We start from the raw sequence: 22,075 nt of genomic DNA, 5'->3' as shown, positions 1-22,075 counted from the left end.
ATGACCACCGGGTTCCACGCACCGCCCGTCCGGGCCGAAGAAAGCCCCGCACTGCTCCATCCGAAGGTGGCGGACGGGTCCCGGGTCTGGCGCACCCGACCCCGGCTCAGCTCAGCCAGAAACTGAAGTACAGGTACATCCCCAGCACGCCGGCCAGAATGAACAATGCCATGAAGATGTTACCGGCGTCCCAACTCTTGCGGATCTCCTCGGCGGCCTCCTGATGGATGGAACCGTACGTCAGGCCGCGCACCTTTTCCTCGGGCGGCGGCGCGGTCAACAGCGACGCCACGATCATCACAAGCGCACTGATGGCAAACAACACGCCGGTCGCGTACAGGAAGTTGAAATCTCCGATGGCCGCCAGCCAGGCCGGTTCCTGAAACTGTTTCTCCTTGCCGAAGAACACCTGGATGGTGAGCTTCAGCATGCCCAGAACAAACCCCGTGCCCAGGGCCCAGGTGGCCCCCGCACTGTTCAACCGCTTCCAGAACAATCCGAGGAAAAACACCGCGGTGATCGGAGGCGCCAGATAACCCTGGACACTTTGCAGGTACTGGTACAGGCCGCCTCCCGAAACTTTGGCCATGACGGGAATCCATATGATGCCCAACACCACCACCGTGGCGGTGGCAATCCGGCCCACCATCAACAGGTGTTGCTCCGACTGACCGGGCCGGATCTTCTCATAAATGTCCACCGTGAAGAGCGAGGCGCTGGAGTTGAACAGCGAGGCGAGCGAACTCATCAACGCCGCCAACAGACACGCCACAATCAGGCCCCGGATGCCCGGCGGCAACAACATGCGCACCAACGACGGAAACACCTGGTCGCCGTCAATCGGCGCCACCACCTCGCCGTTCACGATCCTGGGCGGCAACTGGATGATCCCCTTCTGATGCAGCGCCCAACCGATCATGCCGGGGATCAGGAAGATCAAGACCGGCCACAGCTTCAGCACGCCGCCGAACAACGCGCCCCGCCGGGCCGTGGTCAGGTCACGCGCCGACAACACGCGCTGCACGATGTACTGGTCCGTGCACCAGTACCACAGACCGATGATGGGCGAGGCGATGAGCACCCCCAGCCACGGGAAATCCGGATCACTCAAGGGCCGCCAGAGCGCAAACTGGTCCGCATTCGTCTTGCACGTGGCCACCAGCTCGCCCCAGCCCCCCAGCTTGCTCAACCCGATGGCCGTGATGACAAACGAACCAAACAGAATGATCACCGCCTGCGGGGTGGCCGTGTTCATGATGGCGCGCATCCCGCCGAACACCGTGTAGATGCCGGTGATCACCACCGTGCTGAACGCCCCCACCCAGAACGCGTTCTGCGGGCTGCCGAACGTGTCCGGCAACAACGCCTGAAACACCACCGCACCCGCGTACACCGTCACGCTCACCTTCGTGAACACGTAGGCCACCAGGGAGACACACGAAAGCACCCAGCGCGTCCGCGAGCTGAACCGTTTTTCCAAGAACTCCGGAATCGTCGCCACCCGGGACTTGTAATAGAAGGGCACGAACAACCCCGCCAACACGATCAAACACCACGCGTGCAACTCCCAGTGAGCCATCGCCATGCCGGTGGAGGCCCCCTGCCCGGCCAGGCCCACGATGTGTTCCGACCCGATGTTGGATGTGAAAATCGAGGCACCGATCACCACCCACCCGGCGTTGCGACCCGCCAGAAAGTAGTCCGTCGTGTCCCGCTGGTGCCGCCCGTACCACCACGCGATCCAGGCAATCAGCACGAAGTACAGGAAAATGACGACCCAGTCGATCCAGTGCATGGCAGGTTCTCCTCCGCGAGGCTCATCCGGAACCAGACCCACGCGATCGACCCGCCTCGTTCGGGCCAACCGCCACAGGAAAGCCGGCATCCCGGGACCCCAACGGCCGAAGGCCGGACCTGTCCAATCCGTGCCCGGGCAGTCCCGCGACCACTTGGAATGCCATTTCTAAGCTTTCCACAGTAATCGCCGCCCAGTTCAACCCGCACCGACCCGGGGTGTCAATCCCGAATGCGCAACCTCGCAGCCCGCCAAAACGCAATCCCACCCCACCCGAAAACGGGGGAACCCTCACCGGCGCGGCCGCACACCCTTCCTTGGAAGCCGAAAGCCCGCCCGGGCGGGCAGATCCGTCGCGCCGGTCCGGTCCAAACACCCCCCAGCATCACGGCCACCCGACACCGCCGGCCCGCCGCCGGCCCACGCCCACCAGCAGCCCAACCTCCCCGCCACGGCGTCATCATGGTCCGGTCCCGCCAACGTCCGCCGGCCCGGTCCTACAGGAGAATCCCAACCATGCACGCAGTGGCATAGGTTGCCAGCACCCCGCCCAACATGGCGCGCACGCCCAGCCGCGCCATCTCCCCGCGGCGCTCCGGCGCCAATGAACCGATTCCCCCCACCTGAATCGCTATGCTGGTGAAATTGGCAAAACCGCACAACGCGTACGTGGCCAGGATGAACCCACGCTCGCTCACCACCGTGTCCGGATGCGTGAGGGTGGCGTACCCGATGAACTCGTTCAGCACGATCCGTTCGCCCAGGATCCGGCCCACGGCGAGGCAGTCCGCCCACGGAACCCCCAGCAACCATGCAAACGGTGCGTTCAACCAGCCGAGCAGATCCTCCAATCGGACCGGCTCGCCCACACCAAACCACCTCTGCGGCGCCGCCAGCAGCCCGTTGACCAACGCCACCAGCGCCACAAAGGCAATCAGCATGGCCAGCACGTTCAGCGAAAGGCGAAGTCCCTCACCCGCCCCATGGCACAGGGCGTCCAAACTGTTCACCGTCGTCCGGGGAGGATCCTCCAACCGGCCACCGGCCGTCCGGCTCGTCTCGGTCTCAGGGACCAGGATCTTGGCCATCAGCAACGCGGCCGGCGCGTTCATCACCGAGGCCGTCAGCAGGTGACCCGCCATCTCCGGGTGCCCGGCTTCCGCCCCCATCCGGGCGTACACCGCCGCCACGCCGCCCGCAATGGTGGCCATGCCGCCGGTCATCAAACAGAGCAGTTCACTTCGCGTCATGAAGGGGATGTAAGGCCGCACCAGCAAAGGGGCCTCGGTCTGACCCATGAAGACATTGGCCGCGGCCGAGAGGGTTTCGGCGCCACTCGTCCCCATCAGCCGCCGCATCACCCACGCCATCGCGCGCACCACCCGCTGCAACACGCCCCAGTGATACAACAGCGCCGAAAGACTCGAGACCAGGATGATCGTGCCGGTCACCAGAATCGCGAACACCAGACCACCTCCGCGGAAGACCTCGTTCATCAGGGAGGTGTCGGCCAGGGGACCGAATACAAACCGGCTACCCTCGTCCGCGCAGGCCGTCAACGCCCGAACGGCGCGGCCGGCCGCGGCAAACACCGCCTGGCCGCCGGTGGTCTTGAGCAACAGCAGGGCCAACACGAACTGAAGAACCAGGCCCCAACCGACCGTTCGCCACGGAAACCGGCGGCGGTCCGCCGAGCACACCCAGGCCAGGGTAACCATCGTCCCCAGCCCCAGCAGGCTCACCAGCCGACCTTCCATGGGCGTCACCTTACCCGGCAGCGCTCCCGCGGGTCGAGCCGACCCTGTTTGCCACCCCGCTGAAGGACCGGAGGTTCGGCACGGTCGCGCCCTTTCGACCCCTCGCGGGCACGGGATCTCACCGAAGAGCCTGTGGAGTGGCAGCCCGGCTGGCCAGCCCGCGCCTTTCCACCTCCGCCCACAAATGCCGGAAGGCCTGCGCGAAAACGCCGGGTTGTTGACGCACCCAACGGGATACGACCGCCGGATCGAACCACGCACCGTCCTCAATCTCCTCCGGCGGCCAGACGAAAGGGCCCTCGTGCCGCAACCGGTAAACCCACACAAATTCCTGGTCCGTCTCCGGACAGGCCTCCAGCTTGAACCAGCGCTCCGGAGGCGCATGAGCCCGCACGCCCAGTTCCTCCTGCAATTCCCGGACCGCCGCGGCGTCGTAATCCTCGCCGGCATCCACGTGACCCGAGGCGGAAGAATCCCACACACCGGGCTCGCGATCCTTTTGCTGGGAGCGCTTCTGCAGGAAGAGCTGGCCCCGGGCATTGAACACCAACACGTGCACCGCCCGGTGGCGCAGCCGGCGACCGTGCACCTCACCCCGCGGCGCCCGGCCGATCACCTCGTCCCGTTCGTTCACCACGTCGAACCATTCGGTCGTGTTCATGTCTGCAAGGCGCGGGCCAGCTCCACGTACTGCTCCAGCGACACCGCCTCGCCCCGGACCGCCCGCGACAGTCCGAGCCGATCGAATGCTTCCGCCAGCTTCGACTCGGGCCATTCCGCCCGGAGCAGCTTGAACATCTGCTTCCGCCTCTGAGAAAACGCCCGCCGCACCAACCGGTCAAACACCTCCCGCAACTCCGGCGGCACCTTCGGACACCGTTCCAGCACCATGCACGTCGAGTCCACCCTGGGCACCGGATAAAAACACGTGGCAGGGATCCGGAACCGCGTCCCCGGCTGATACGTCCGTTGCACCAGCAACGTCAAAAGCCCGTAGGCCGGATCACCCGCCCGCGCGGCGATCCGGTCCGCCACCTCCGCCTGCACCGTCACCACCAGCCGGACCGGAGGACGTTCCAGTGACGCCAGCTCCACCAATAAGGGCGAGGCCACCGAGTAGGGCAGATTCGACACCACGCACCATGCGTCCAGGTCCGGCTTTTCCTCCTGCAGGTATTCCAGCGCATCCCGAACCCAAACCTCAAGGCGCGCGTGATGCCCCAGCCGCTCCCCCAACAGCCGCGCCAGCCGGGCGTCCTTCTCGATCGCCCGCACCCGCGCACCGGCGGCCAACAACCGTTCCGTCAACGGACCCAGACCGGGCCCGATCTCCAGCACCGGCGTACCCTCGCGCAATCCGGCCGCGGTCACCATCCGGTCCAGTTGATGGGCATCATGCATGAAATGCTGGCCCAGCCGGCGGCTCAGCCGGATGCCCTCCGACTCCAGCAGGGTGCGCATCTCGGACAATCTCATGCCTCCTTCCCTCCCTGCCGCGCCAACTGACGGGCCGCCCCGGCGAGGGCGTCGCCAAGAGCGGCCACCGCGCGGTCCAGAGCCGTCCGGCTGATCGTCAGCGGCGGCGTAAAGGCCACCACGTTGGCTTCGGCACCCTCCGGTAGCAACAAAAAGCCGCGCTCCCGCATCCGCTTCAGAGCTTCCCACACCACCGGCGTGGCCGGCCGCCCGTCGCTGCGCCGCACCTCCAGGCCCACCATCAGACCGAGTCCGCGCACCTCGTACTCCAAGCCGCGCGCCGGCTCCAGCAAGCGCAGGCGATCCATCAACCATCCACCCAGTCGCGCCGCCCGCTCCGCCAGACCGCGCTCCTCCAGGGTCCGGATCTGCGCCAGGGCCATGCAGCACCCGAGCGGGTTCCCCTGGAACGTGCTCGTATGAAGGGCCTCCCCTTGCGAGGGCGGCCACGCCGCCTCCATCAGATCCGACCTCCCCACGCACGCCGAAAGCGGAAAACCGCCCGTGAGGGCCTTGCCCAGGCAGATCACGTCCGGCACCACACCGGCGTGTTCGCAGGCAAACCACGCACCGGTCCGGCCGAACCCGGTGAAGATCTCGTCGAGCACCAACAACACTCCGCGGGCATCGCACCACGCCCGCAAGCGCGGCAGGAACGATCCGGGCGGAACGCGGATGCCGCCACGCCCCTGCACCGGTTCCACCAGCACCGCACCGAGCCCGTGCCGGCGATGCAGACGTTCCAGGCACGCTTCCACCAGCGGCACGTCGGCCTCCCGCGCCGGAAACGGCACAAAACGCCCGAACCGCCTCAACTGCGATTCGAACGGTTGCCGGAACAAATCCCGATGCGTCACGTTCAGCGCCCCGTACCCGAGCCCGTGGTACCCGCCCTCGAAAGCCGCCACCCACGGCCGCCCTGTGGCACGGCAGGCCGTTTTCAGCGCCACTTCCACGGCCTCGAACCCCGTGCAGGCCAGAATGGCCCGCCCTTCCATTCCGGCGCGGCGCCCCCGGGTCCAGCGCTCGAACGTGATCCGGCTCAGCTCCCGCAACAACTCGATCTTTCGCACGTGCGGATGCACGTCCCCCATGCCGTGGATCAACTCCCGGATTTGACCCCGCAGGGCCCGGACCAAGCCCGGGTTCCCATGCCCCGCCATCGCCACGCCAAACGCCGCCGTCAGATCCAGATACCGCCGGCCCTCCACATCCCACACCCACGGGCCACGCGCCCGTGCCCAGACCACGGGCCACCGCCCGTCCGGATCCACAAAGGTCACGTTCGGCGCCTCGTGACGCCTCAAGGTCTCCAACCGGGCACGGTTGCCCGATATCTTGCCTGTCTGCCTACCCATGCCTCTCGAACGCGGATCGCCGCCCGCCTGACCTCCGCCGCCATCCTGTCCCGCCGTCCGACCCGCCCTACCCCCGTCAAACTCCGCGTTGGTCGGGCGGCCAGATCCATTTGTGCAGTTGGGTCTGAAACCGCACCGGCAGGGCATCCGCCAGTACCCGTTCCGCCAGTTCACGCGGGCTCAACCGGCGTTGACCGGCCGGGACAGGTTTCAGCACCGGATCCTGCTGGGCAGGCGTGAGGGGGTGCGCCCAGGAGATCAGGATCGGACAGAGCCGGTGCAATTGTCGGCCCAGGATCTGGTCGCGCGCCCACTCATAATCCTCCACGGTGCCGATGACGAACTTCAGCTCGTCCGTGGGCCGGAGCACCTCCAGGTTCTCCCACCGGTTCCGATCCACCTCGCCGCTGCTGGGGCATTTGAGATCCATGATCCGGTGCACCCGCGGGTCCACGGGCCGGATGTCCAGCGCGCCGCTGGTCTCCAGCAGGACCGTGTACCCGGCATCGCACAACACCCGCAGCAGCGGCAACACCCCGGGTTGCGCCAGCGGTTCACCGCCGGTCACCTCCACCAGCGGCAGCCGGACGGCTTCGCCATCCCGACCCGGCACCCGCAGGTCCGCCTGCCGGAACGGCCGGGCCCTCCGCGTGACCTCCTCCAGGATCGCTGCGCGACTCATCCGACGCCCTTCCCGGAAGGCATAGGCCGTGTCGCAATAGGAACAACGCAACGGACAGCCGGTCAGACGCACAAACACGCACGGCAGACCCGACCAGCTGCTCTCGCCCTGCAAGCTGAAAAAAATCTCGTTCACCACCAGGCTGTCTTCCGACATCGCCCGTCACTCTTTCGCAACGCCGACCGGTTGACAATGGCGAACCGTCCGCCGCGGCCCCCCGACCCCTTGCACCAGGCGGATCCCCCTCTAAATTGACCCGGTGATCGTGCCCTGCGAAGCACCGGTAATGACCCTGCCCGCGGCGACCCTGTTCCCCCAGTCGCTGCTGCCCGTTTACGTCTTCGAACCGCGCTACCGTCAGATGCTCGTGGACGTACTGGAGTCCCACCGGTTGCTCGTGGTGGCCATGCAAAAGCCCACCTGCGCACGCGAGGTCCCCCACAACATCGCAGGGCTCGGACTGGTCCGCATGGCCGTCCAACACCGCGACGGCACCGCCCACCTGGTCCTTCAGGGACTCGCGCGCGTTGCCCTCGGCGACACGCTCCGTTACAAACCCTACCGCCTCCAGCGCATCGTACCCCTGCCCAGCCAAACCGCCTCGCCCGAAGAATCCCGCCTCCTCCTCCAACAACTCCGCCAACTCGTCGAACGCCACCTCGAACTCGGACTCCCCTTTCCACCACCCGCCACACTGGCCCAGACCGACGATGCCCCCGCATGGGTCCCCTGCCCCGACGCCATGGCCGCCATTCTCCGCGACACACTGGACTTGAAAGATCCGGACATTGTGGCAGACCTCGTCAGCGCCATGCTCGTCGGCCCGGCCGAAATGCGCCAGCAATTGCTCGAGTGCGTCGGCACCGCCGATCGGCTCGAGCGCCTGATCGCTTACCTGCAAGAGGAGCTGGCCCGGCATGGCGATCCGTTGGGAGGCTGCATATGACGCAGGAAAACCGCACCGCCCATCAGGCGGCCGGGGAGTTCACCTCCGGCGAACAATCCGTCCTGTTCGCTCGTCTCATCCTGCAGCTGGCCGACCTGGCAAACGTGATGTTGGGCCGCATCCCGAACCCCGCCACGGGCGAAACCACCCGCGACCTCGACGCCGCCCGCATCTTCATCGACCAGTTGTCGGTCCTCGAACTCAAAACCCGGGGCAACCTCACCCCGGAAGAAAGCCGGCTGCTGCGCGACACCCTCATGAACCTCCGGCTCGCCTTCGTCGAGGCCGTGGAAACCGCCCGCGACGCACAGGCCCGCCCGGCCCCTTCCGCCCCGGGCGAAACCGGATCCCCGCCGCCAGGCACACCCTCCCCCTCCGAAGCCGCCCGGGCAACGTCACAGCCCGATACCGCCCAACAGGCCGAAAGCGAGTCCCGCCGGCGTTTCTTCAAAAAGTACGACGTCTGACCCGCCCCACCCCGGGCCGGACCCGCATACCTTCCCACCCTCACACGCTCCGACCCGCTTCGGTGACCTCGCGCCGCTTCCGGGCTGCCGTCACACACCCACGAGGCCGGGCCCGGGCGGCCTCTTCGCTTGCCCCCCGGCCGGCACAACCTTACCGTCACAACGCCGCGCGGTTCGGAGACACACCGCAACCGCAGGCCCAATGGCGCACGACCTCTTCTCGAACATCATGCAGAAAGATGCCCCAACCACATCGGAGTGGGAGGCCGAGGCTGCCTGCCGGCAGATCGCCGCGCTCTGCCCGCCCTTGGACGCCGAACACGTCCCCCTGTCCCAAGCCCTCGGCCGGCGGCTCCGCGAAACCGTGCGCGCAACCGAAGACCTGCCACCATTCGACCGGTCGGCAATGGACGGCTACGCCATCCGGCACAACGACCCGGCCACACGGTTCACCGTGGTGGACCGCCTCCGGGCCGGCGATTGGCGGCCGCGCCCCCTCCAACCCGGCCAGGCCGTGGCCATCGCCACCGGCGCAGCCCTGCCCGACACCGGACTACAGGTCGTCCCCCGCGAACTTGTGCGCGAAGAGGGCGACACCATCGAACTCCTGGAGCGGCCCCGGGACGACCACATCCGGCACCGTGGGGACGACGCACGGGCCGGGGACGTGCTGGTCCCCGAGGGAACCCTTCTGCAGCCGGGCACCCTCGCCCTGCTGGCCAGCCTGGGCCATGCCCGCCCCCGCGTGACCCGGCGGCCGGTCGTCTGGCACCTCGTCACCGGCAACGAGCTGGTGCCGCCGGAACAGTCGCCCGGCCCCGGCCAGATTCGGGATTCCAACTCCCTGCTCGTCCGCACCTTCCTCGAAGCCCGTGGGATTCCACCCGCCCAGTGGCGGCTCCCCGAGGACGAGACTGCCATGCGCGAGTTACTCCAGCCCCTCGGCACAGGAACCGTCGCCGTCGATCTGCTCCTGGTCTCCGGCGGTGCCAGTGTGGGCCCGCACGATTTCACCCGCCGGATCCTCGAAGAGTGCGGATATGAAATCGTCATCAGCAGGGTCCGCGCCCGACCCGGCCGCCCCCTCATCGTGGCCAGGCGCGGATCTTCGCTCGCCTTTGGCCTGCCCGGAAACCCGCTCGCCCATTTCGTCTGCCTGCACCTGTACGTCAACTCCGCCCTGCGCGCCTGGGACGGCGCCCCGCACAGCACGCCCGCCTGGTTCACAGGTCGCCTGGCACACGGGCTTCACACCGAACCCGGCCGTTACCCGACTTTTTGGCCCGCCCGCTGGACATTCGACGCCGAAGGCCGCGCGGAAGTGCAGCCCCTCCGCTGGCAAAGCTCCGGCGATCTCACCCCGCTGGCCACCGCCAACGCCCTCCTCAGACTGCCCGCCCGACCCGCCGCATCCGCCGCCGGCTCGCCGGTCTCCTTCCTGCCGCTCCATCTGGAACCATGAAGTCCCGTTCCCCAAAAACCAAACGAAGCGACGCCGCACCCCGACTCTCCCATGTGGACGAATCCGGCGCGGCGCGCATGGTCAACGTGTCCGACAAACCCCCGCAACGCCGCCGCGCCGTGGCGGCCGGCGCGTTGATCTGCCAGCCGGCCACCATACGCGCGCTCCGCCGCAAAGCCCTGCCCAAGGGCGACGTCCTCACCGTCGCACAAATCGCCGGCATCCAGGCCGCCAAACGCACCGCGGAGCTCATCCCTCTCTGTCATCCCCTGGCCCTCACACACGTGGCGGTGGATTTCCGCGTCCGGCGCGACCGCATCGAAATCACTTGCACCGCCGAAACCACCGGACCCACCGGCGTGGAAATGGAGGCTCTCACGGGCGTGAGCCTGGCCGCCCTCACCCTTTATGACATGTGCAAGGCCGTGGACAAAACCATGCGCATCGAACAAATCCGGCTCCTCGAAAAAACCAAGGCATGAACCTTCCACACTCCCAACGGCCCGACCCACGCGACCTCCTTCTGTCCCGACCCACCCGCGTGGGCAGGCTGACCGTCAGCGACCGCGCCAGCGCCGGCCTGTACGAGGACCGCAGCGGCCCGGAAATCGAACGGATCGTGAGCCGCTCGCTCGGTTTGCCCTGCTCGTTCCTCGCCGCCGTCGTCCCGGACGACCCCGATCGCATCCGCCAGCAGCTCGTCGCATGGGCCGACCTCGAGGGTTGCGACCTCATCTGCACCACCGGCGGAACCGGCATCACCCCGCGCGACGTCACACCCGAGGCCACCCGGGCCGTGCTGGAAAAAGAACTGCCCGGCTTCGGCGAGGCCATGCGCATGCACAGCTTCGCCCGCGTCCCCACCGCCATACTCTCCCGGGCCACCGCCGGAACCCGTGGCCGTTGCCTCATCGTCAACCTCCCGGGCAAACCCTCCGCCGTGACCGAATGCCTCGAAATCCTCCGACCCGCCATCCTCGAGGCCCTCGCCCACCTCCGCGGCCTGGATCCCCACGCGGCCGGCCCGCCGCGCTGAATCCTTGCGCCTTCCGTCCAGCCTCCTCTGTCAACCCACCGCCTCCCGCATCCGCGCAAACCAGTCGCACGCCGACCTGCCGGACACCGACCCCGCCTCCCCGCCCTCCACCTTCTCCAGCAGTTCCTCCGGCAGCTCCTTCAAAAACCGCGACGGATGACAGGGGATCATCTCCCCGTACTTGCGACGCGCCCGGCAATGACTCAGCTCCAACGTCTCCATCGCCCGCGTGATGGCCACGTAAAACAGGCGCCGCTCCTCTTCGAGCGCGCCTTCCGACACCGACCGTCCGTGCGGCAGCAAACCCTCCTCCAGACCCACGATGTACACATGCGGAAACTCCAGTCCCTTGCAACTGTGCATCGTGATCAGCGTCACGGCGTCCCCGGCCGGTTGCGGGTCCTCCTCGAACCTCTCCGCGTCCAGCGTCACCTCCTCCAGCGCCGCCTGCAACCGTTCCAGCGGCGGGCGTTCTTTCGTCCCTTCGGCCCCGCCCCGACCGGCAAGGTCCGCCAGAAAATCGCGGACATTCCGCACGCGGTTCTCCCCCGCCTCGGCATCCTTCTCCGACCGACGCAACCAATCGAAATACCCCATCCGCTCGAAAAACCCCGTCCAGGCATCCACCTCTCCCGCCGCGACCGTGCCCTCTGCCGGGGTGCCCCACCCCTGGCGCACCGACTCGATCTCCTCCACCAACCCCCGCATCGCCTGCCGCGTCCGCGAGGGAAACCCGGAGTCGGCCATCGCCTCACGAAGCGCGTTGTACACCGACACCTGCCGCCGCACGCTCAGCGCCACCACCCGCTCCATCGTTTCCTCCCCCAACCCGCGCGGCGGCACGTTCGCAATCCGCAGCAGACTGACGTCGTCGTGCGGATTGACCAACGCCTTCAACCACGCCACCGCGTCCCGGATCTCCCGGCGATCGAAAAAACTCTGCCCGCCCACCAGCCGATACCGCACACCCGCCCGCCGCAACGCCGTCTCCAACGGCCGCGCCTGACCATTGGTCCGAAACAACACCGCCTGCGCCGACCACGGCACCCGACCCAACAACCGCCTCCGCTCGATCGCCTCCACCACGCCCTCGGCCTCCTCCGTCTCATCGGCATACACCCGCAGCACAATCCGGCTGCCCTGACCTTTGCGCGACCACAACTGCTTGGGCCGCCGCCGCGCGTTCTGGCGGATCAACGCGTTGGCCGCCTGCAGGATGATGTTCGTCGAGCGATAGTTCTGCTCCAGGCGGATGACCTTCAGCTCTGGAAACCACTGCTCCAGGTTCAGGACGTTGCCCAGATCCGCACCGCGCCAAGTGTAGATGCTCTGGTCATCGTCCCCCACCACGCAGAGGTTCCGGTGCCGCGCCACCAACAGCCGCAACAAATCCAGTTGCACCGCGTTCGTGTCCTGGTACTCGTCCACCAGCACGTACCGGTACTGCTGCTGGCACTCCCCCAGCACCTCCGGATGCTCCCGGAACAGCCGCAACGGCAACAACAGCAGATCGTCAAAATCCACCGCGTTGCACGCCTTCAAACCCTGTTCATAGGCCGATCGCACACGCTCGGCCAGCACACGGCTCCCTTCGTCCAGCCGGCCCGGCACGCCCGCGTCCCCGTTGCGCCACCGGCTCAACCATGCCAGCACGCTCATCGGATCCACCTTCGGCGCCCCGCCGGCAAACCGGGTCAGAATGCGCCGCACCAGCGACAGCTGGTCCGATTCGGAGTAGATGACGAAATTCCGCTTGTAACCCAGCCGCTCGATGTGGCGCCGGAGCAACCGCACGCCGAAACTGTGAAACGTGCAGATCAGCGGCCGGGGCGTTTCACGCCCGCCGGCGCGGCGCCGCCCCAGCAGGTCCTGCACGCGCTCGAGCATCTCACGCGCCGCCTTGTTCGTGAAGGTCACCGCCAGGATTCGATCCCCCGGCACACCCCGGCCCATCAGATGCGCGATGCGATACGTGATCACCCGCGTCTTGCCGGTCCCGGCCCCCGCCAGGACCAGGACGGGCCCCTCCGTGGTCTCCACCGCCTCCCGCTGCTGAGGATTCAAACTGCTCAAATCCACCATGAGAGCCGCGCAGTGTAGGCCGCAGTCCCCGCCGTTCAAGCCCGGATCCCATCGGGCAGACCGGATCGCGGCAAGAACTCCAAACTTTGACCGAGACAAGTGCATGCTCGCACGATCACAACCCGGCTGTGACCCCTGCCGGACAATTGCACGCGAACTCCGCCGGGAGGGACGGCACAGGCAGTTTCAACCAGCCCCGCGCCTTGTCGCCGCGAGGCTCGGTCTTTCTCTCTTGGCTACATCGGACCCGGATCAGGTGACAGCCGACCTTTTCCCAAGGACGGACCGACAACCGCATGTACCGCTCCGATTGGCAAGAGCCGGAATTCCCTAGTGTGCCACCCTTTGGGCGTCTCTTCAGCCGCTTGCGTACATCAAGCGCTCCGGCCCGCAGCGTCGCCCCGCTCCACCGTTTCCCGGGCGCCCGTCCACACGGCTGCCCGGCTCGCATGCGCACACCTGCTTTTCACAGTCGGCCGCACGATGATGTGCGAAACAGCCGGCCTCCTGCCGCACCCGGCTGATCGGACCACCCTACGCGGACAGGGTCATCGTTGCCCTCGCTTCCCCGCCCGTGCCGGCTCACACGAAGTCTCCGCGCAAAAGCCCGCGGATCGTTCGCCACCGACATGACCCTCATGTCTCCGGAAACCCGCGCAACCTGCCCGGCCGCGTCCGGTTCGCGGGAATGCCTTCCCGCCCGCATAGCCTTTCATCTCGGCCGGCCCGATTCCGTTTCCCGCCAGTTACCGCGAACATCCCGACCCCGGGCTGCAACCCGCCAACTCTTTTGAGACCGGTGTCGGGAATCTGATGCCTCACGCCCGTGGGCCCGGAATCCTGCACTTGCCGGACAGAAAAGTTCCGGCATTCTTCCCACATGGGCCGGCTCCTGGCATGCCTGGGAATGATCGCATGGATCGAGGTCGCAGTGGCCGCCGACCGGGTGTTGATCGTGGCCGACGAGTTCCTTGCCATGGAGTACCTGGCCGATCAGTGTCGGACGCTTGAAAACCTCGAGGCCCGGCTCGTCCCCCAAAACCGGCTTCCTGCCGACCTCTCCAGCCACCGGGCCGTGGTTGTCTACATTCACCGCGGTCTCGACACCAACGCCGAGCAGGCGTTCATCCGCTACACCCGGGCCGGTGGCCGGCTGGTGGTCCTGCACCATTCGATCAGCTCGGCCAAACGAAAGAACCCGGACTGGTTCCCCTTCCTGGGGATCGAACTTCCGCAAGGAGACGTCAACCAGGGCGGCTACAAATGGATCGAGCCGGCCACGATCCAGATCGTCAACCTCGCGCCGGACCATTTCATCACCACGAACAAGGTGCAGTGGCCCACCCGCGTACCCTACCGGCGCGAAAATGCCGGATCCGAGGAGAACCTGCCCGGCATGGTCCTCGAGGGAAGCGAAGCCTACCTGAACCACACGTTCGCCGGCTCGCGCACGCTGCTTCTGGGGCTGCGGTATCAGGACCCGGAAACCGGACGGGTGTGGATGCAGGACCGGGCAGGTTGGATCCGCCGGGCCGGCCAGGGATGGATCGTCTACTTCCAACCCGGCCACAGCATCCGGGATTTTCAGCAACCCGCCTACACGCGGCTCATCCTCAATGCGATCCTTTACCGCCCGTGACGGCCGCGACATGGTGCGCAAGCCACAGGCGGGCAGGCCACAACGCAATCCCTCCATCGCCAACTGCATACCACCTCACGCCCTCCACGGCCGGCCGCGCCTTGCCGTGCTTCACTGGTTCAAGCAACCAGCCGGAGTCACGCGCCTGCGCCCAGCCTTGCGCCTCCCCGGGTGAAATCTCCTCCACGGGATGCCTGAGGCGCCCCAGAAAATTCAGTTGTCCCTCGTATCGTCCCACCCAGGCAACCGGAAGATGTGCCTTTTCCAGTTCGTGCACCTGCCGGGCCAGCGCGCCCAACTCATAATGACTTTGCAGCGCGGGCGTAGCAGCCGCCACGAGTGAGAACAGCGTGGAGCCAGCGACCCAAGCCGACGGCACGACACCGGGCAGGGTCCGCCAACGGTTGCGGATCATCCACAACCAGGCCGGGACCAGCACCGGCAACAGAAGCCAGACCACCGCCACGCCGTCGCTCCAGGAGCGTAACCGGGCCAGGACCGGAACCCAGCGCACCCCGGCCCATGCCACCATTGGCAGCGCGCCCAAAGCCAGCCAGGCGGCGTACCCACGGCGCGAGGCCGTGGGCGCCAACCAGCTCCGACGCGCCAACCACAAGGCCAGCGCAGGAAACAGAGGCAGGAGATAGTGAACTTGTTTGCCACTGATCAGGCACAACGTCGCAAACGCCGGCCCGACCGCGGCAGCCAGGAACCTGTCGCCCCGATTGAGCCCGGCCGGCCGGTCCGTACCCGCGCGCGAATGTGACCACGCCCAGATGCTCCACGGTAGGGTCACCGCCGGCACCAGCGGCAGGTACCACCAAAAAGGCCGGCGATGCGCATGGCTGTTCACCACGCGCGAGGCGGTTTGTTGGAAGCCGATGCCCCGCCCGTAATCCCATCCGGCCTGCCACACCGCCGGAATGAACCACAAAAGCACCAAAGCCAATCCCCCGACAGTGGCGAGTGCCAGCCGCCCGTACCAGGCGCCGCTGACCGACTCTCCACGCCACCAGGGCGCCAACAACGCCGGAGGCAGAAGAAACAACAACACCACCGGTCCCTTGATGAGAACGCCGGCCCCGACAGCCAGGGCGAACCACAGCCAACGGCCCCGGCCGCAAGGCGGATCCACCAGGGCGTTCCAACCCAGCAAAACCGCGACCGTCAGAAGCAGATCGAACATCACCAGGCCGGTCCACAAGAACCACCACACCATGGTCGTCAGAATCCAGACCGCGGCGCCCGCCCGCGGATCCGCCGGCCACAATACCCGGGCCAGGCGCGCGGTCAGAGCCAGGGCACCCACCGCCGCCAGCGCCGGAATGAGTCGCGGCCACCATTCCACTACGCCAAACACCTTCCACCCGGCGAGGATCAGCCAGAACAGCACCGGTGGCTTGTCCACGTAAACCGAGCCGTTCAGATGGGGCACCAACCAGTCATGGCGCAACCACATCTCCCACACCACCGAGAGATACCGGGTTTCGTCCACCGGAAGCAGCGGCCACGTGCACACCCGCCACAGCGCCGAGCCAAGCGTGAAAACCACAGCAAAAAGCAGCGGCCAAAGCGGCCGGAATTCCCCCGTGTAAACCTGTCTCATGCTTAAGATTGGAGTTGTTGCCTGCCCATTCTGCTCAAAAAAATGCCCCGTCAAGATCTCCAGTTCGCACCGCCGAACCACCGAATCCTTCCCTTCTGACCCGGCTCCGCTGCACCCGCCGGGCCAGGTTGCCATCTGCTGCCGGCTGCGTACGCAGCCTTTGGTCCCTCGCCCGTGTGTCGGCATCTGCGCAGAGGCCCCAACGTCTGGCTTGGTCCCAAAACAACCGGACGCCGCAGTCCTGCCGTGCCCCGGTCACGCATCTGGCCGCCAACCGCGGGCCCCTTCTGTCAGCGCATGGAAAGGCCCGCGGGCGCCTCCCCCTATTTGCGGGCCACCGCGGCACGGGCGTCCCGAGCCGGGCCGCTCCACCTCATTCCACAGGAGGCGCGCCATCGGACATCGGACACCAACGTGCGGCTGGACCTGCATCGGCCCACCCTTCCGGCATTGGTGCGCGGTTCAGATCAGGCGCCGCCCGGGCGCCGCCTCCGGCCGCCCGCGTCCCGCGTGTCGGGGAGGAGATTCCGGCGCACGGACAGGAGAAAAAGCAGGCCGTCCGCAGCAGTGGCTGCCGTTTTGGCCCCACTGCGGGACGGCCTTGAAGCCAACCGGACGGTCCGCGCCGAGCCGGGTCAGCGTGCCCCGCGCGGCAGGGCGCTGGTGCCGGCGTACACCGCGTTCCGGCCCAGGATTTCTTCGATGCGCAGAAGTTGATTGTACTTGGCGAGCCGGTCCGACCGGCTCAGCGATCCGGTCTTGATCTGCCCGCAGTTGGTCGCCACGGCGATGTCGGCAATGGTGGCGTCCTCGGTCTCGCCCGAACGGTGGCTGAGCACGGCGGTGTAGGCGTGCGTCTTGGCCAGTTCCACACAGTCAAGCGTCTCGGTGAGCGACCCGATCTGGTTGACCTTGACCAACACCGAGTTGGCCACGCCGTTCTCGATCCCCTTGCGCAGGAACTTCACGTTGGTGACAAACAGGTCGTCGCCCACCAACTGCACGCGGTCGCCCAAACGCTGGGTCAGCTTCTTCCAAGTCTCCCAGTCGTTCTCGGCACAACCGTCCTCGATGCTCACGATCGGGTACCTGGCCACCAGCTTCTCGTACAGGCTGACGAGGTCATCTCCGGTGACCGTCTCTTTCGTGCTCTTCTTGAAGGTGTACTTACCCTTGCCGTCGTAGAATTCCGAGGCCGCAACGTCCAGGGCCAGGTAGATGTCCTTGCCCGCCTTGTAACCGGCCGCCTTGATGGCTTGGAGCATCGCCTCCAGGGCATCCTCCACGCTCTCCAATCGCGGCGCGAAACCGCCTTCGTCGCCCACCGCGGTGCTGAGACCACGCTGCTTGAGCACGCCCTTCAGCGCGTGAAAAGTCTCGGTGATGGCGCGCAGTCCCTCACGGAAGGTGGGCCGCCCCAACGGCATGATCATGAACTCCTGGAAATCGATGGGCGCGTCGGAGTGCGCACCGCCATTGATCACATTGGCCATGGGCACGGGCAGCACCTTCGCGTTGGGACCGCCCAGATACCGGAACAACGGCTGGCCAACCGCGGCCGCCGCGGCCTTGGCCGTGGCAAGCGACACCGCCAGAATTGCATTGGCACCGAGCTTGGACTTGGTCTCCGTCCCGTCCAGCTCCAGCATGATGCGGTCCACGGTCAGTTGATCCAGGGCATCGACGCCCTCCAAAGCAGGCGCGATCTTTTTGTTCACGTTCTCGACCGCCTTCAGGACGCCCCGCCCCAGGTAGCGTTTCTTGTCGCCGTCGCGCAGTTCGAGCGCCTCGTTTTCACCCGTGCTGGCGCCCGAGGGCACGGCCGCCCGCCCGGCCGCGCCGCAAACGAGCGTGACATCCACCTCCACCGTCGGATTCCCGCGGGAATCCAGAATCTCCCGAGCCTGGATACTCTCAATGTTGGTCATAATCGTCCTTTGGTTTTCGCAAGCGATCGCAAAACTCAACGCATGATAGGCACGCACCCGGTCCGGTCAAGGACGCCTGCCCTCTCGAGATTCACCTGCCCCACGGAGTTGCCGACGACAGGCCATCCGTGCACGTACCGGCAAACCCCGCGTTCGTTCCCGGCCTGCGACGGAAGGATCCCCTCCCGGCCGGGCGAGGCTCCGGCACTGGGCTCGCGCGCCGGCAACCCCGCCGGGTGCAGGGGATGACGGGCATGGGGACCTTCGGGCTTGGTTCGTTCCCGGGAATTCACCCGGTCAGCCAAACCCATCCCGGCAGCCGGGCCGGGCCGGCTCACCCGCACTGCGCACGGTGGCGCAGCGCGTGATCGGCCAGGACCAACGCGGTCATGGCCTCGACAATTGGAACGGCCCGCGGCAGCACACACGGGTCGTGTCGGCCCCGGCCTTTGAGAGTCGTTTCCCGCCCTTCCACGTCCACCGTGTCCTGCTCGTGCATGATGGTGGCCACGGGTTTGAAGGCCACGCGAAACCGGATGGGCATGCCGTTGGAGATCCCGCCCTGCACACCCCCTGAATGATTGGTGGGCGTGAACACCCGGCCGTCCCGGACCCGGAACGGATCGTTGTGTTGCCGGCCGGTCATCTGCACGCAGGCAAAGCCGGACCCGATCTCGAACCCTTTCGAAGCCGGCAGACTCAGCATCGCCTTGGCCAGATCAGCCTCCAGCCGGTCGAACACCGGTTCGCCCCACCCCGGCGGCACCCCACGCACGTAACACTCGACGATCCCACCCACGGTGTCCCCTTCCGAGCGCACCTTCTCGATCAGTTCGATCATCCTCGGCGCCGCCTCGGGATCGGGACACCGGACCGGGGTGGCGTCCACCGCCTCGCGCGTGACGTGGTCCGGGTCCACCCGGCCCACGATTTCATGCACCTGCGCCACCCAGGCCACAATCTCCACTCCGTAAGTCAATCGCAGCCATTTGCGCGCAATGGCGCCGGCCGCCACGCGCCCCACGGTCTCACGGGCACTGCTCCGGCCTCCGCCCTGCCAGTTGCGGATGCCGTACTTGGCCTGATAGGTGTAGTCCGCATGCGACGGCCTGAATTTTCGGGCCATCTCGGCGTACGCCTCCGGCCGCGCATCCTCGTTCCTCACCCACAGACAGATCGGCGTGCCCAGGGTCATTCCCTCGAACGTGCCGCTGAGAATCTCCACGCGGTCCGACTCCTTCCGGGGGGTCACGATGGCCGACTGTCCGGGCCGGCGCCGGTCCAGCTCCGGCTGAATATCCGCCTCGGTGAGGGGCAGCCGCGGCGGACATCCGTCCACCACCGCACCCACTCCGCCCCCGTGCGATTCCCCCCACGTGGTCACTCGGAAAAGATGGCCAAACGTGTTGCCCATGCCGCCCCAGCATGAGCCAACCCACCAACCGGGTCAAATCATGCACCGGCCCCCGGCTTTGGGGCCCGCGGCGGCCACCATGAAAAAAATTGGTGAATCACCTCGAAAAAGACTTGAGAAATCGCGCCGCATCGTCCAGCTTCGCTGCCGCTTCGCCGCCAAGGCGGAAACCCAACCCTTTCCGCCGGGGCGAGGGATCATTTCTCTCGGTCTACACGCCGGGACTCGACGATTCGATGATGCGGTCGTTGCGAACATTCTGGTGGGTCATGGGTGTCCTGCTCTGGCCGATGGCGGCATGGGCCGCCGGGTCGGCCGGGCACGGCCATGGAACCGAGGCGGGGCCACCCGTCACGCCGGATGCGCCGGTGTTGTTTTACGTGGGGCCGCTGCCCGTGACCAATTCCATGGTGTACACCTGGTTGATCGCCCTGGTGATCTTCCTGGTGGTCCGGCTTGGCACGCGCCGGATGCAGGAGGTCCCCACCGGCGTGCAGAACCTCATCGAAACCGCCGTGGAAAGCCTCGAAGAACTCACCAAGGGCCTGCTGGAGCCCAAGGTGGCCCGATGGAGCTTTCCGCTGGTGGCAACCTTCTTCCTGTTCATCGTCATCTCGAATCTCATGGGCCTGCTGCCCGGCGTGGGCAGCATCGGCTGGGGACACCCCGGGCCCGGCCCCTTCGGCGTGGACCATGTGGAGAAGCCGCTCCTGCGGCCGCCCACGGCCGACGCCAACATGACCGTGGCCATGGCCGCCGTTTTCTTCATCATGAGCACCTGGTGGGCCATCCGTTACAACGGCCCCGTGGGACTCATCAAACACATCTTCGGCGTCAAGGGCGGCATGCGCGGATGGATCGTCATCCCACTCTCGCTGATCTTTCTGTTCATCGGCCTGATCGAGGTCATTTCCATCTGCATCCGGCCGGTGGCACTGGCCATGCGTCTCTATGGAAACATCTACGGTGGGGAAAGCGTGCTGACGATCATGCTCACCCACTCGCCGCTGGGGATCGGTGCATTGCCGTTTTATTTCCTGGAACTGTTGGTTGCGGTGGTGCAGGCGCTGGTGTTCACTCTCCTGTCCATCGCGTTCATCGGCACCTTGTGCTCGCACGTGGAGGAGGAGGAACACGGCTCCGCGGCGGGCCATTAGTACAGAATTTCGGCGGTCGGGACCGTGCCACGCGCGGACGACCGCGGAAACCCTGAGAAACCGAAAACCTGGAAACCTGAAAACGTTGCTATGATGCTCGCAGAATTGTCCGGCAATCTGCCCATCGGTCTGGTGGGCATGGGAGCAGCCCTCGGCGTCGGCATCGCCGCCGCCAAAGCCTCGGAGGCCATCGGCCGCAATCCGGGCGCCTTCGGCAAGGTGTTCACCACGGCGCTGATCGGCATGGCGCTGGCGGAAGGTCTGGCCATCCTGATCTACTTCGTCGTGCCACGCTGAGCCGGTTATGGGCGAAACCCTCCAGACGCTGGGTATTCAGTGGCCCAAGTTGATCGCCCAAACGATCAACTTCGCCATCGTCCTGTTCGTCCTGTGGAAATGGGCCTACCAGCCGGTGCTGCGCATGCTGGAATTGCGCCGGCAAAAGATCGCCGAGAGCATGGCCCAGGCCGAACGGATCCGGGCCGAGTTGGAGGCCACCGAACGGCAGCGGCGCGAAATCCTGGCCCAGGCCCAGACCCAGGCGCAAAAACTCATCGAGGAGGCCCGCCAGGCCGCGGCCCGGCTCCAAGCAGAGGAAACCCAGAAGGCCGTGGCCACGGCCGAGCAAATCCTTGCCAAGGCCCGGGAAGCCGCCGAGCTCGACCGGGCGCGGATGCTGGACGAACTCAGGCGCGAGGTCGGCCGACTGGTGGTCCAAACCACCGCGGCCGTCACCGGCAAGGTCCTCACACCCGAGGATCAGCGCCGCATCCTCGAGGAAGCCACCCGCCAGGTGGCCGCATGACAGACAGCTGAACCGTTCCCGGCAGGTCTGACCGATGATCAGCAACCGACTGATCCGACGCGAGGCCAAACGGCTCCACCGCCTCTGCCTGGTGGAGGGGCGGCTGGACGAGGCGCGCGTGCGCGCCGTGGTGGACCAGGTGCTGGCGCAACGGCCGCGCGGTTATCTCCGGCTCCTGAGCCACTTCCAGCGCCTGGTCAAGCTGGACATCCAACGCCGTACCGCACGGGTCGAAACCGCCGTCCCGCTGCCGGAGGACCTCCGGGAACGGTTGCACCAGCAGGTCGGCCAGCGTTACGGGCCCGGCCTGTACTGGCAGTACGCCGTGGAGCCGGCGCTCATAGCCGGACTCCGCCTGCGCGTGGGCAGCGACGTCTACGACGCCAGCGTGCTGGGGCGCTTGCGTCAACTGGCAGAAAGTTTTGACTGAACCCACAGGAGCAGGCGGGATCGGGACATTCCAGA

The 22,075-nt window shown here is 66.7% G+C and carries 20 protein-coding genes; 10 read left to right on the top strand and 10 right to left on the bottom strand.

Annotated features, from left to right (window positions below; translation table 11 throughout):
• Nucleotides 1-106: 106 nt before the first annotated feature.
• The 6 genes from ACPDIX_RS09735 to ACPDIX_RS09710 all read right to left on the bottom strand — a co-directional run bounded on the left by ACPDIX_RS09735 (nt 107) and on the right by ACPDIX_RS09710 (nt 7,224).
• Entirely contained in the window at nt 107-1,795 is a 1,689-nt protein-coding gene (locus tag ACPDIX_RS09735) for a sodium:solute symporter (RefSeq protein ID WP_423431595.1), read from the bottom strand.
• 497 nt (nt 1,796-2,292) lie between these two features.
• Nucleotides 2,293-3,552: a NupC/NupG family nucleoside CNT transporter gene (locus ACPDIX_RS09730; RefSeq protein ID WP_423431594.1), complete on the bottom strand. Its 1,260-nt coding sequence runs from the start codon at nt 3,550-3,552 to the stop codon at nt 2,293-2,295.
• A 118-nt stretch (nt 3,553-3,670) separates the two neighbouring features.
• A complete protein-coding gene (locus ACPDIX_RS09725; protein ID WP_423431593.1) occupies nt 3,671-4,213 on the bottom strand; it encodes an NUDIX hydrolase in 543 nt (180 codons plus the stop codon).
• Nucleotides 4,210-5,028 carry a 16S rRNA (adenine(1518)-N(6)/adenine(1519)-N(6))-dimethyltransferase RsmA gene (rsmA, locus tag ACPDIX_RS09720; protein ID WP_423431592.1) on the bottom strand — a complete coding sequence of 273 codons (819 nt, stop codon included), beginning with the start codon at nt 5,026-5,028 and terminating at the stop codon, nt 4,210-4,212. The genes ACPDIX_RS09725 and rsmA overlap by 4 nt, the downstream gene beginning before the upstream one ends.
• Entirely contained in the window at nt 5,025-6,386 is a 1,362-nt protein-coding gene (locus tag ACPDIX_RS09715) for an aspartate aminotransferase family protein (protein WP_423431591.1), read from the bottom strand. The genes rsmA and ACPDIX_RS09715 overlap by 4 nt, the downstream gene beginning before the upstream one ends.
• 76 nt (nt 6,387-6,462) lie before the next feature.
• Nucleotides 6,463-7,224, bottom strand: a complete 762-nt coding sequence (locus ACPDIX_RS09710; RefSeq protein WP_423431590.1) for a 7-carboxy-7-deazaguanine synthase — start codon at nt 7,222-7,224, stop codon at nt 6,463-6,465.
• Between the two features lie 103 nt (nt 7,225-7,327).
• On the opposite strand from ACPDIX_RS09710, the gene ACPDIX_RS09705 reads away from it, so the two are divergent.
• The 5 genes from ACPDIX_RS09705 to mog all read left to right on the top strand — a co-directional run bounded on the left by ACPDIX_RS09705 (nt 7,328) and on the right by mog (nt 10,979).
• Nucleotides 7,328-8,014, top strand: coding sequence for an LON peptidase substrate-binding domain-containing protein (locus tag ACPDIX_RS09705; RefSeq protein WP_423431589.1), 687 nt, complete (start codon nt 7,328-7,330; stop codon nt 8,012-8,014).
• A complete protein-coding gene (locus tag ACPDIX_RS09700) occupies nt 8,011-8,481 on the top strand; it encodes a DUF1844 domain-containing protein (RefSeq protein ID WP_423431588.1) in 471 nt (156 codons plus the stop codon). The genes ACPDIX_RS09705 and ACPDIX_RS09700 overlap by 4 nt, the downstream gene beginning before the upstream one ends.
• A gap of 202 nt (nt 8,482-8,683) precedes the next feature.
• Complete coding sequence (locus ACPDIX_RS09695; RefSeq protein ID WP_423431587.1) at nt 8,684-9,943, top strand: molybdopterin molybdotransferase MoeA; 1,260 nt, start codon at nt 8,684-8,686, stop codon at nt 9,941-9,943.
• The gene (moaC, locus tag ACPDIX_RS09690; RefSeq protein ID WP_423431586.1) at nt 9,940-10,425 is read left to right on the top strand and encodes a cyclic pyranopterin monophosphate synthase MoaC; all 486 of its coding nucleotides are present in this window, start codon (nt 9,940-9,942) and stop codon (nt 10,423-10,425) included. Before ACPDIX_RS09695 ends, moaC begins: the two co-directional genes overlap by 4 nt.
• On the top strand, nt 10,422-10,979 hold the full coding sequence (mog, locus tag ACPDIX_RS09685; protein ID WP_423431585.1) for a molybdopterin adenylyltransferase: 558 nt from the start codon (nt 10,422-10,424) through the stop codon (nt 10,977-10,979). The genes moaC and mog overlap by 4 nt, the downstream gene beginning before the upstream one ends.
• Nucleotides 10,980-11,009: 30 nt before the next feature.
• On the opposite strand, the gene ACPDIX_RS09680 is transcribed toward mog, so the two are convergent.
• Nucleotides 11,010-13,043, bottom strand: coding sequence for an ATP-dependent helicase (locus tag ACPDIX_RS09680; RefSeq protein WP_423431584.1), 2,034 nt, complete (start codon nt 13,041-13,043; stop codon nt 11,010-11,012).
• Nucleotides 13,044-13,968: 925 nt separating this feature from the next.
• Between ACPDIX_RS09680 and ACPDIX_RS09675 the strand changes: the two genes are divergently transcribed.
• Nucleotides 13,969-14,700, top strand: a complete 732-nt coding sequence (locus ACPDIX_RS09675) for a ThuA domain-containing protein (RefSeq protein WP_423431583.1) — start codon at nt 13,969-13,971, stop codon at nt 14,698-14,700.
• On the opposite strand, the gene ACPDIX_RS09670 is transcribed toward ACPDIX_RS09675, so the two are convergent.
• The 3 genes from ACPDIX_RS09670 to aroC form a co-directional block, all read right to left on the bottom strand.
• Complete coding sequence (locus ACPDIX_RS09670; RefSeq protein ID WP_423431582.1) at nt 14,675-16,306, bottom strand: ArnT family glycosyltransferase; 1,632 nt, start codon at nt 16,304-16,306, stop codon at nt 14,675-14,677. The two genes, ACPDIX_RS09675 and ACPDIX_RS09670, sit on opposite strands and share 26 nt — an antisense overlap.
• Before the next feature lie 635 nt (nt 16,307-16,941).
• Nucleotides 16,942-18,234, bottom strand: coding sequence for a phosphopyruvate hydratase (gene eno, locus ACPDIX_RS09665; protein WP_423431581.1), 1,293 nt, complete (start codon nt 18,232-18,234; stop codon nt 16,942-16,944).
• Nucleotides 18,235-18,568: 334 nt separating this feature from the next.
• Nucleotides 18,569-19,648 (bottom strand): chorismate synthase, encoded by a 1,080-nt coding sequence (aroC, locus tag ACPDIX_RS09660; protein WP_423431580.1) that lies wholly within the window; start codon nt 19,646-19,648, stop codon nt 18,569-18,571.
• A 269-nt stretch (nt 19,649-19,917) separates the two neighbouring features.
• Here aroC and ACPDIX_RS09655 point away from each other — a divergent pair, with 269 nt between their 5' ends.
• The 4 genes from ACPDIX_RS09655 to ACPDIX_RS09640 all read left to right on the top strand — a co-directional run bounded on the left by ACPDIX_RS09655 (nt 19,918) and on the right by ACPDIX_RS09640 (nt 22,040).
• A complete protein-coding gene (locus ACPDIX_RS09655; RefSeq protein WP_423431579.1) occupies nt 19,918-20,805 on the top strand; it encodes a F0F1 ATP synthase subunit A in 888 nt (295 codons plus the stop codon).
• 90 nt (nt 20,806-20,895) lie between these two features.
• Nucleotides 20,896-21,102: an ATP synthase F0 subunit C gene (locus ACPDIX_RS09650; RefSeq protein WP_165105514.1), complete on the top strand. Its 207-nt coding sequence runs from the start codon at nt 20,896-20,898 to the stop codon at nt 21,100-21,102.
• A 7-nt stretch (nt 21,103-21,109) separates the two neighbouring features.
• Nucleotides 21,110-21,610, top strand: a complete 501-nt coding sequence (atpF, locus tag ACPDIX_RS09645) for a F0F1 ATP synthase subunit B (protein WP_423431578.1) — start codon at nt 21,110-21,112, stop codon at nt 21,608-21,610.
• A 34-nt stretch (nt 21,611-21,644) separates the two neighbouring features.
• Nucleotides 21,645-22,040: a F0F1 ATP synthase subunit delta gene (locus tag ACPDIX_RS09640; protein ID WP_423431577.1), complete on the top strand. Its 396-nt coding sequence runs from the start codon at nt 21,645-21,647 to the stop codon at nt 22,038-22,040.
• The last annotated feature ends 35 nt before the right edge of the window (nt 22,041-22,075 follow it).

Origin of the sequence: Limisphaera sp. 4302-co, from assembly GCF_049537155.1 — a bacterium.
GTDB lineage: Bacteria > Verrucomicrobiota > Verrucomicrobiia > Limisphaerales > Limisphaeraceae > Limisphaera.
Note: the sequence above shows the minus strand (reverse complement) of the source record. Positions and strands in the feature narration are given on the sequence as shown.

Coding starts and splice junctions, on each gene's coding strand:
- ACPDIX_RS09675 (WP_423431583.1), top strand. CDS start 13,969: ATGATCGCATGGATCGAGGTCGCAGTGGCCGCCGACCGGGTGTTGATC.
- ACPDIX_RS09725 (WP_423431593.1), bottom strand. CDS start 4,213: ATGAACACGACCGAATGGTTCGACGTGGTGAACGAACGGGACGAGGTG.
- ACPDIX_RS09670 (WP_423431582.1), bottom strand. CDS start 16,306: ATGAGACAGGTTTACACGGGGGAATTCCGGCCGCTTTGGCCGCTGCTT.
- ACPDIX_RS09650 (WP_165105514.1), top strand. CDS start 20,896: ATGATGCTCGCAGAATTGTCCGGCAATCTGCCCATCGGTCTGGTGGGC.
- ACPDIX_RS09735 (WP_423431595.1), bottom strand. CDS start 1,795: ATGCACTGGATCGACTGGGTCGTCATTTTCCTGTACTTCGTGCTGATT.
- ACPDIX_RS09730 (WP_423431594.1), bottom strand. CDS start 3,552: ATGGAAGGTCGGCTGGTGAGCCTGCTGGGGCTGGGGACGATGGTTACC.
- ACPDIX_RS09655 (WP_423431579.1), top strand. CDS start 19,918: ATGGGTGTCCTGCTCTGGCCGATGGCGGCATGGGCCGCCGGGTCGGCC.
- rsmA (WP_423431592.1), bottom strand. CDS start 5,028: ATGAGATTGTCCGAGATGCGCACCCTGCTGGAGTCGGAGGGCATCCGG.
- ACPDIX_RS09640 (WP_423431577.1), top strand. CDS start 21,645: ATGATCAGCAACCGACTGATCCGACGCGAGGCCAAACGGCTCCACCGC.
- ACPDIX_RS09700 (WP_423431588.1), top strand. CDS start 8,011: ATGACGCAGGAAAACCGCACCGCCCATCAGGCGGCCGGGGAGTTCACC.
- aroC (WP_423431580.1), bottom strand. CDS start 19,648: ATGGGCAACACGTTTGGCCATCTTTTCCGAGTGACCACGTGGGGGGAA.
- ACPDIX_RS09710 (WP_423431590.1), bottom strand. CDS start 7,224: ATGTCGGAAGACAGCCTGGTGGTGAACGAGATTTTTTTCAGCTTGCAG.
- moaC (WP_423431586.1), top strand. CDS start 9,940: ATGAAGTCCCGTTCCCCAAAAACCAAACGAAGCGACGCCGCACCCCGA.
- ACPDIX_RS09715 (WP_423431591.1), bottom strand. CDS start 6,386: ATGGGTAGGCAGACAGGCAAGATATCGGGCAACCGTGCCCGGTTGGAG.
- mog (WP_423431585.1), top strand. CDS start 10,422: ATGAACCTTCCACACTCCCAACGGCCCGACCCACGCGACCTCCTTCTG.
- atpF (WP_423431578.1), top strand. CDS start 21,110: ATGGGCGAAACCCTCCAGACGCTGGGTATTCAGTGGCCCAAGTTGATC.
- ACPDIX_RS09695 (WP_423431587.1), top strand. CDS start 8,684: ATGGCGCACGACCTCTTCTCGAACATCATGCAGAAAGATGCCCCAACC.
- eno (WP_423431581.1), bottom strand. CDS start 18,234: ATGACCAACATTGAGAGTATCCAGGCTCGGGAGATTCTGGATTCCCGC.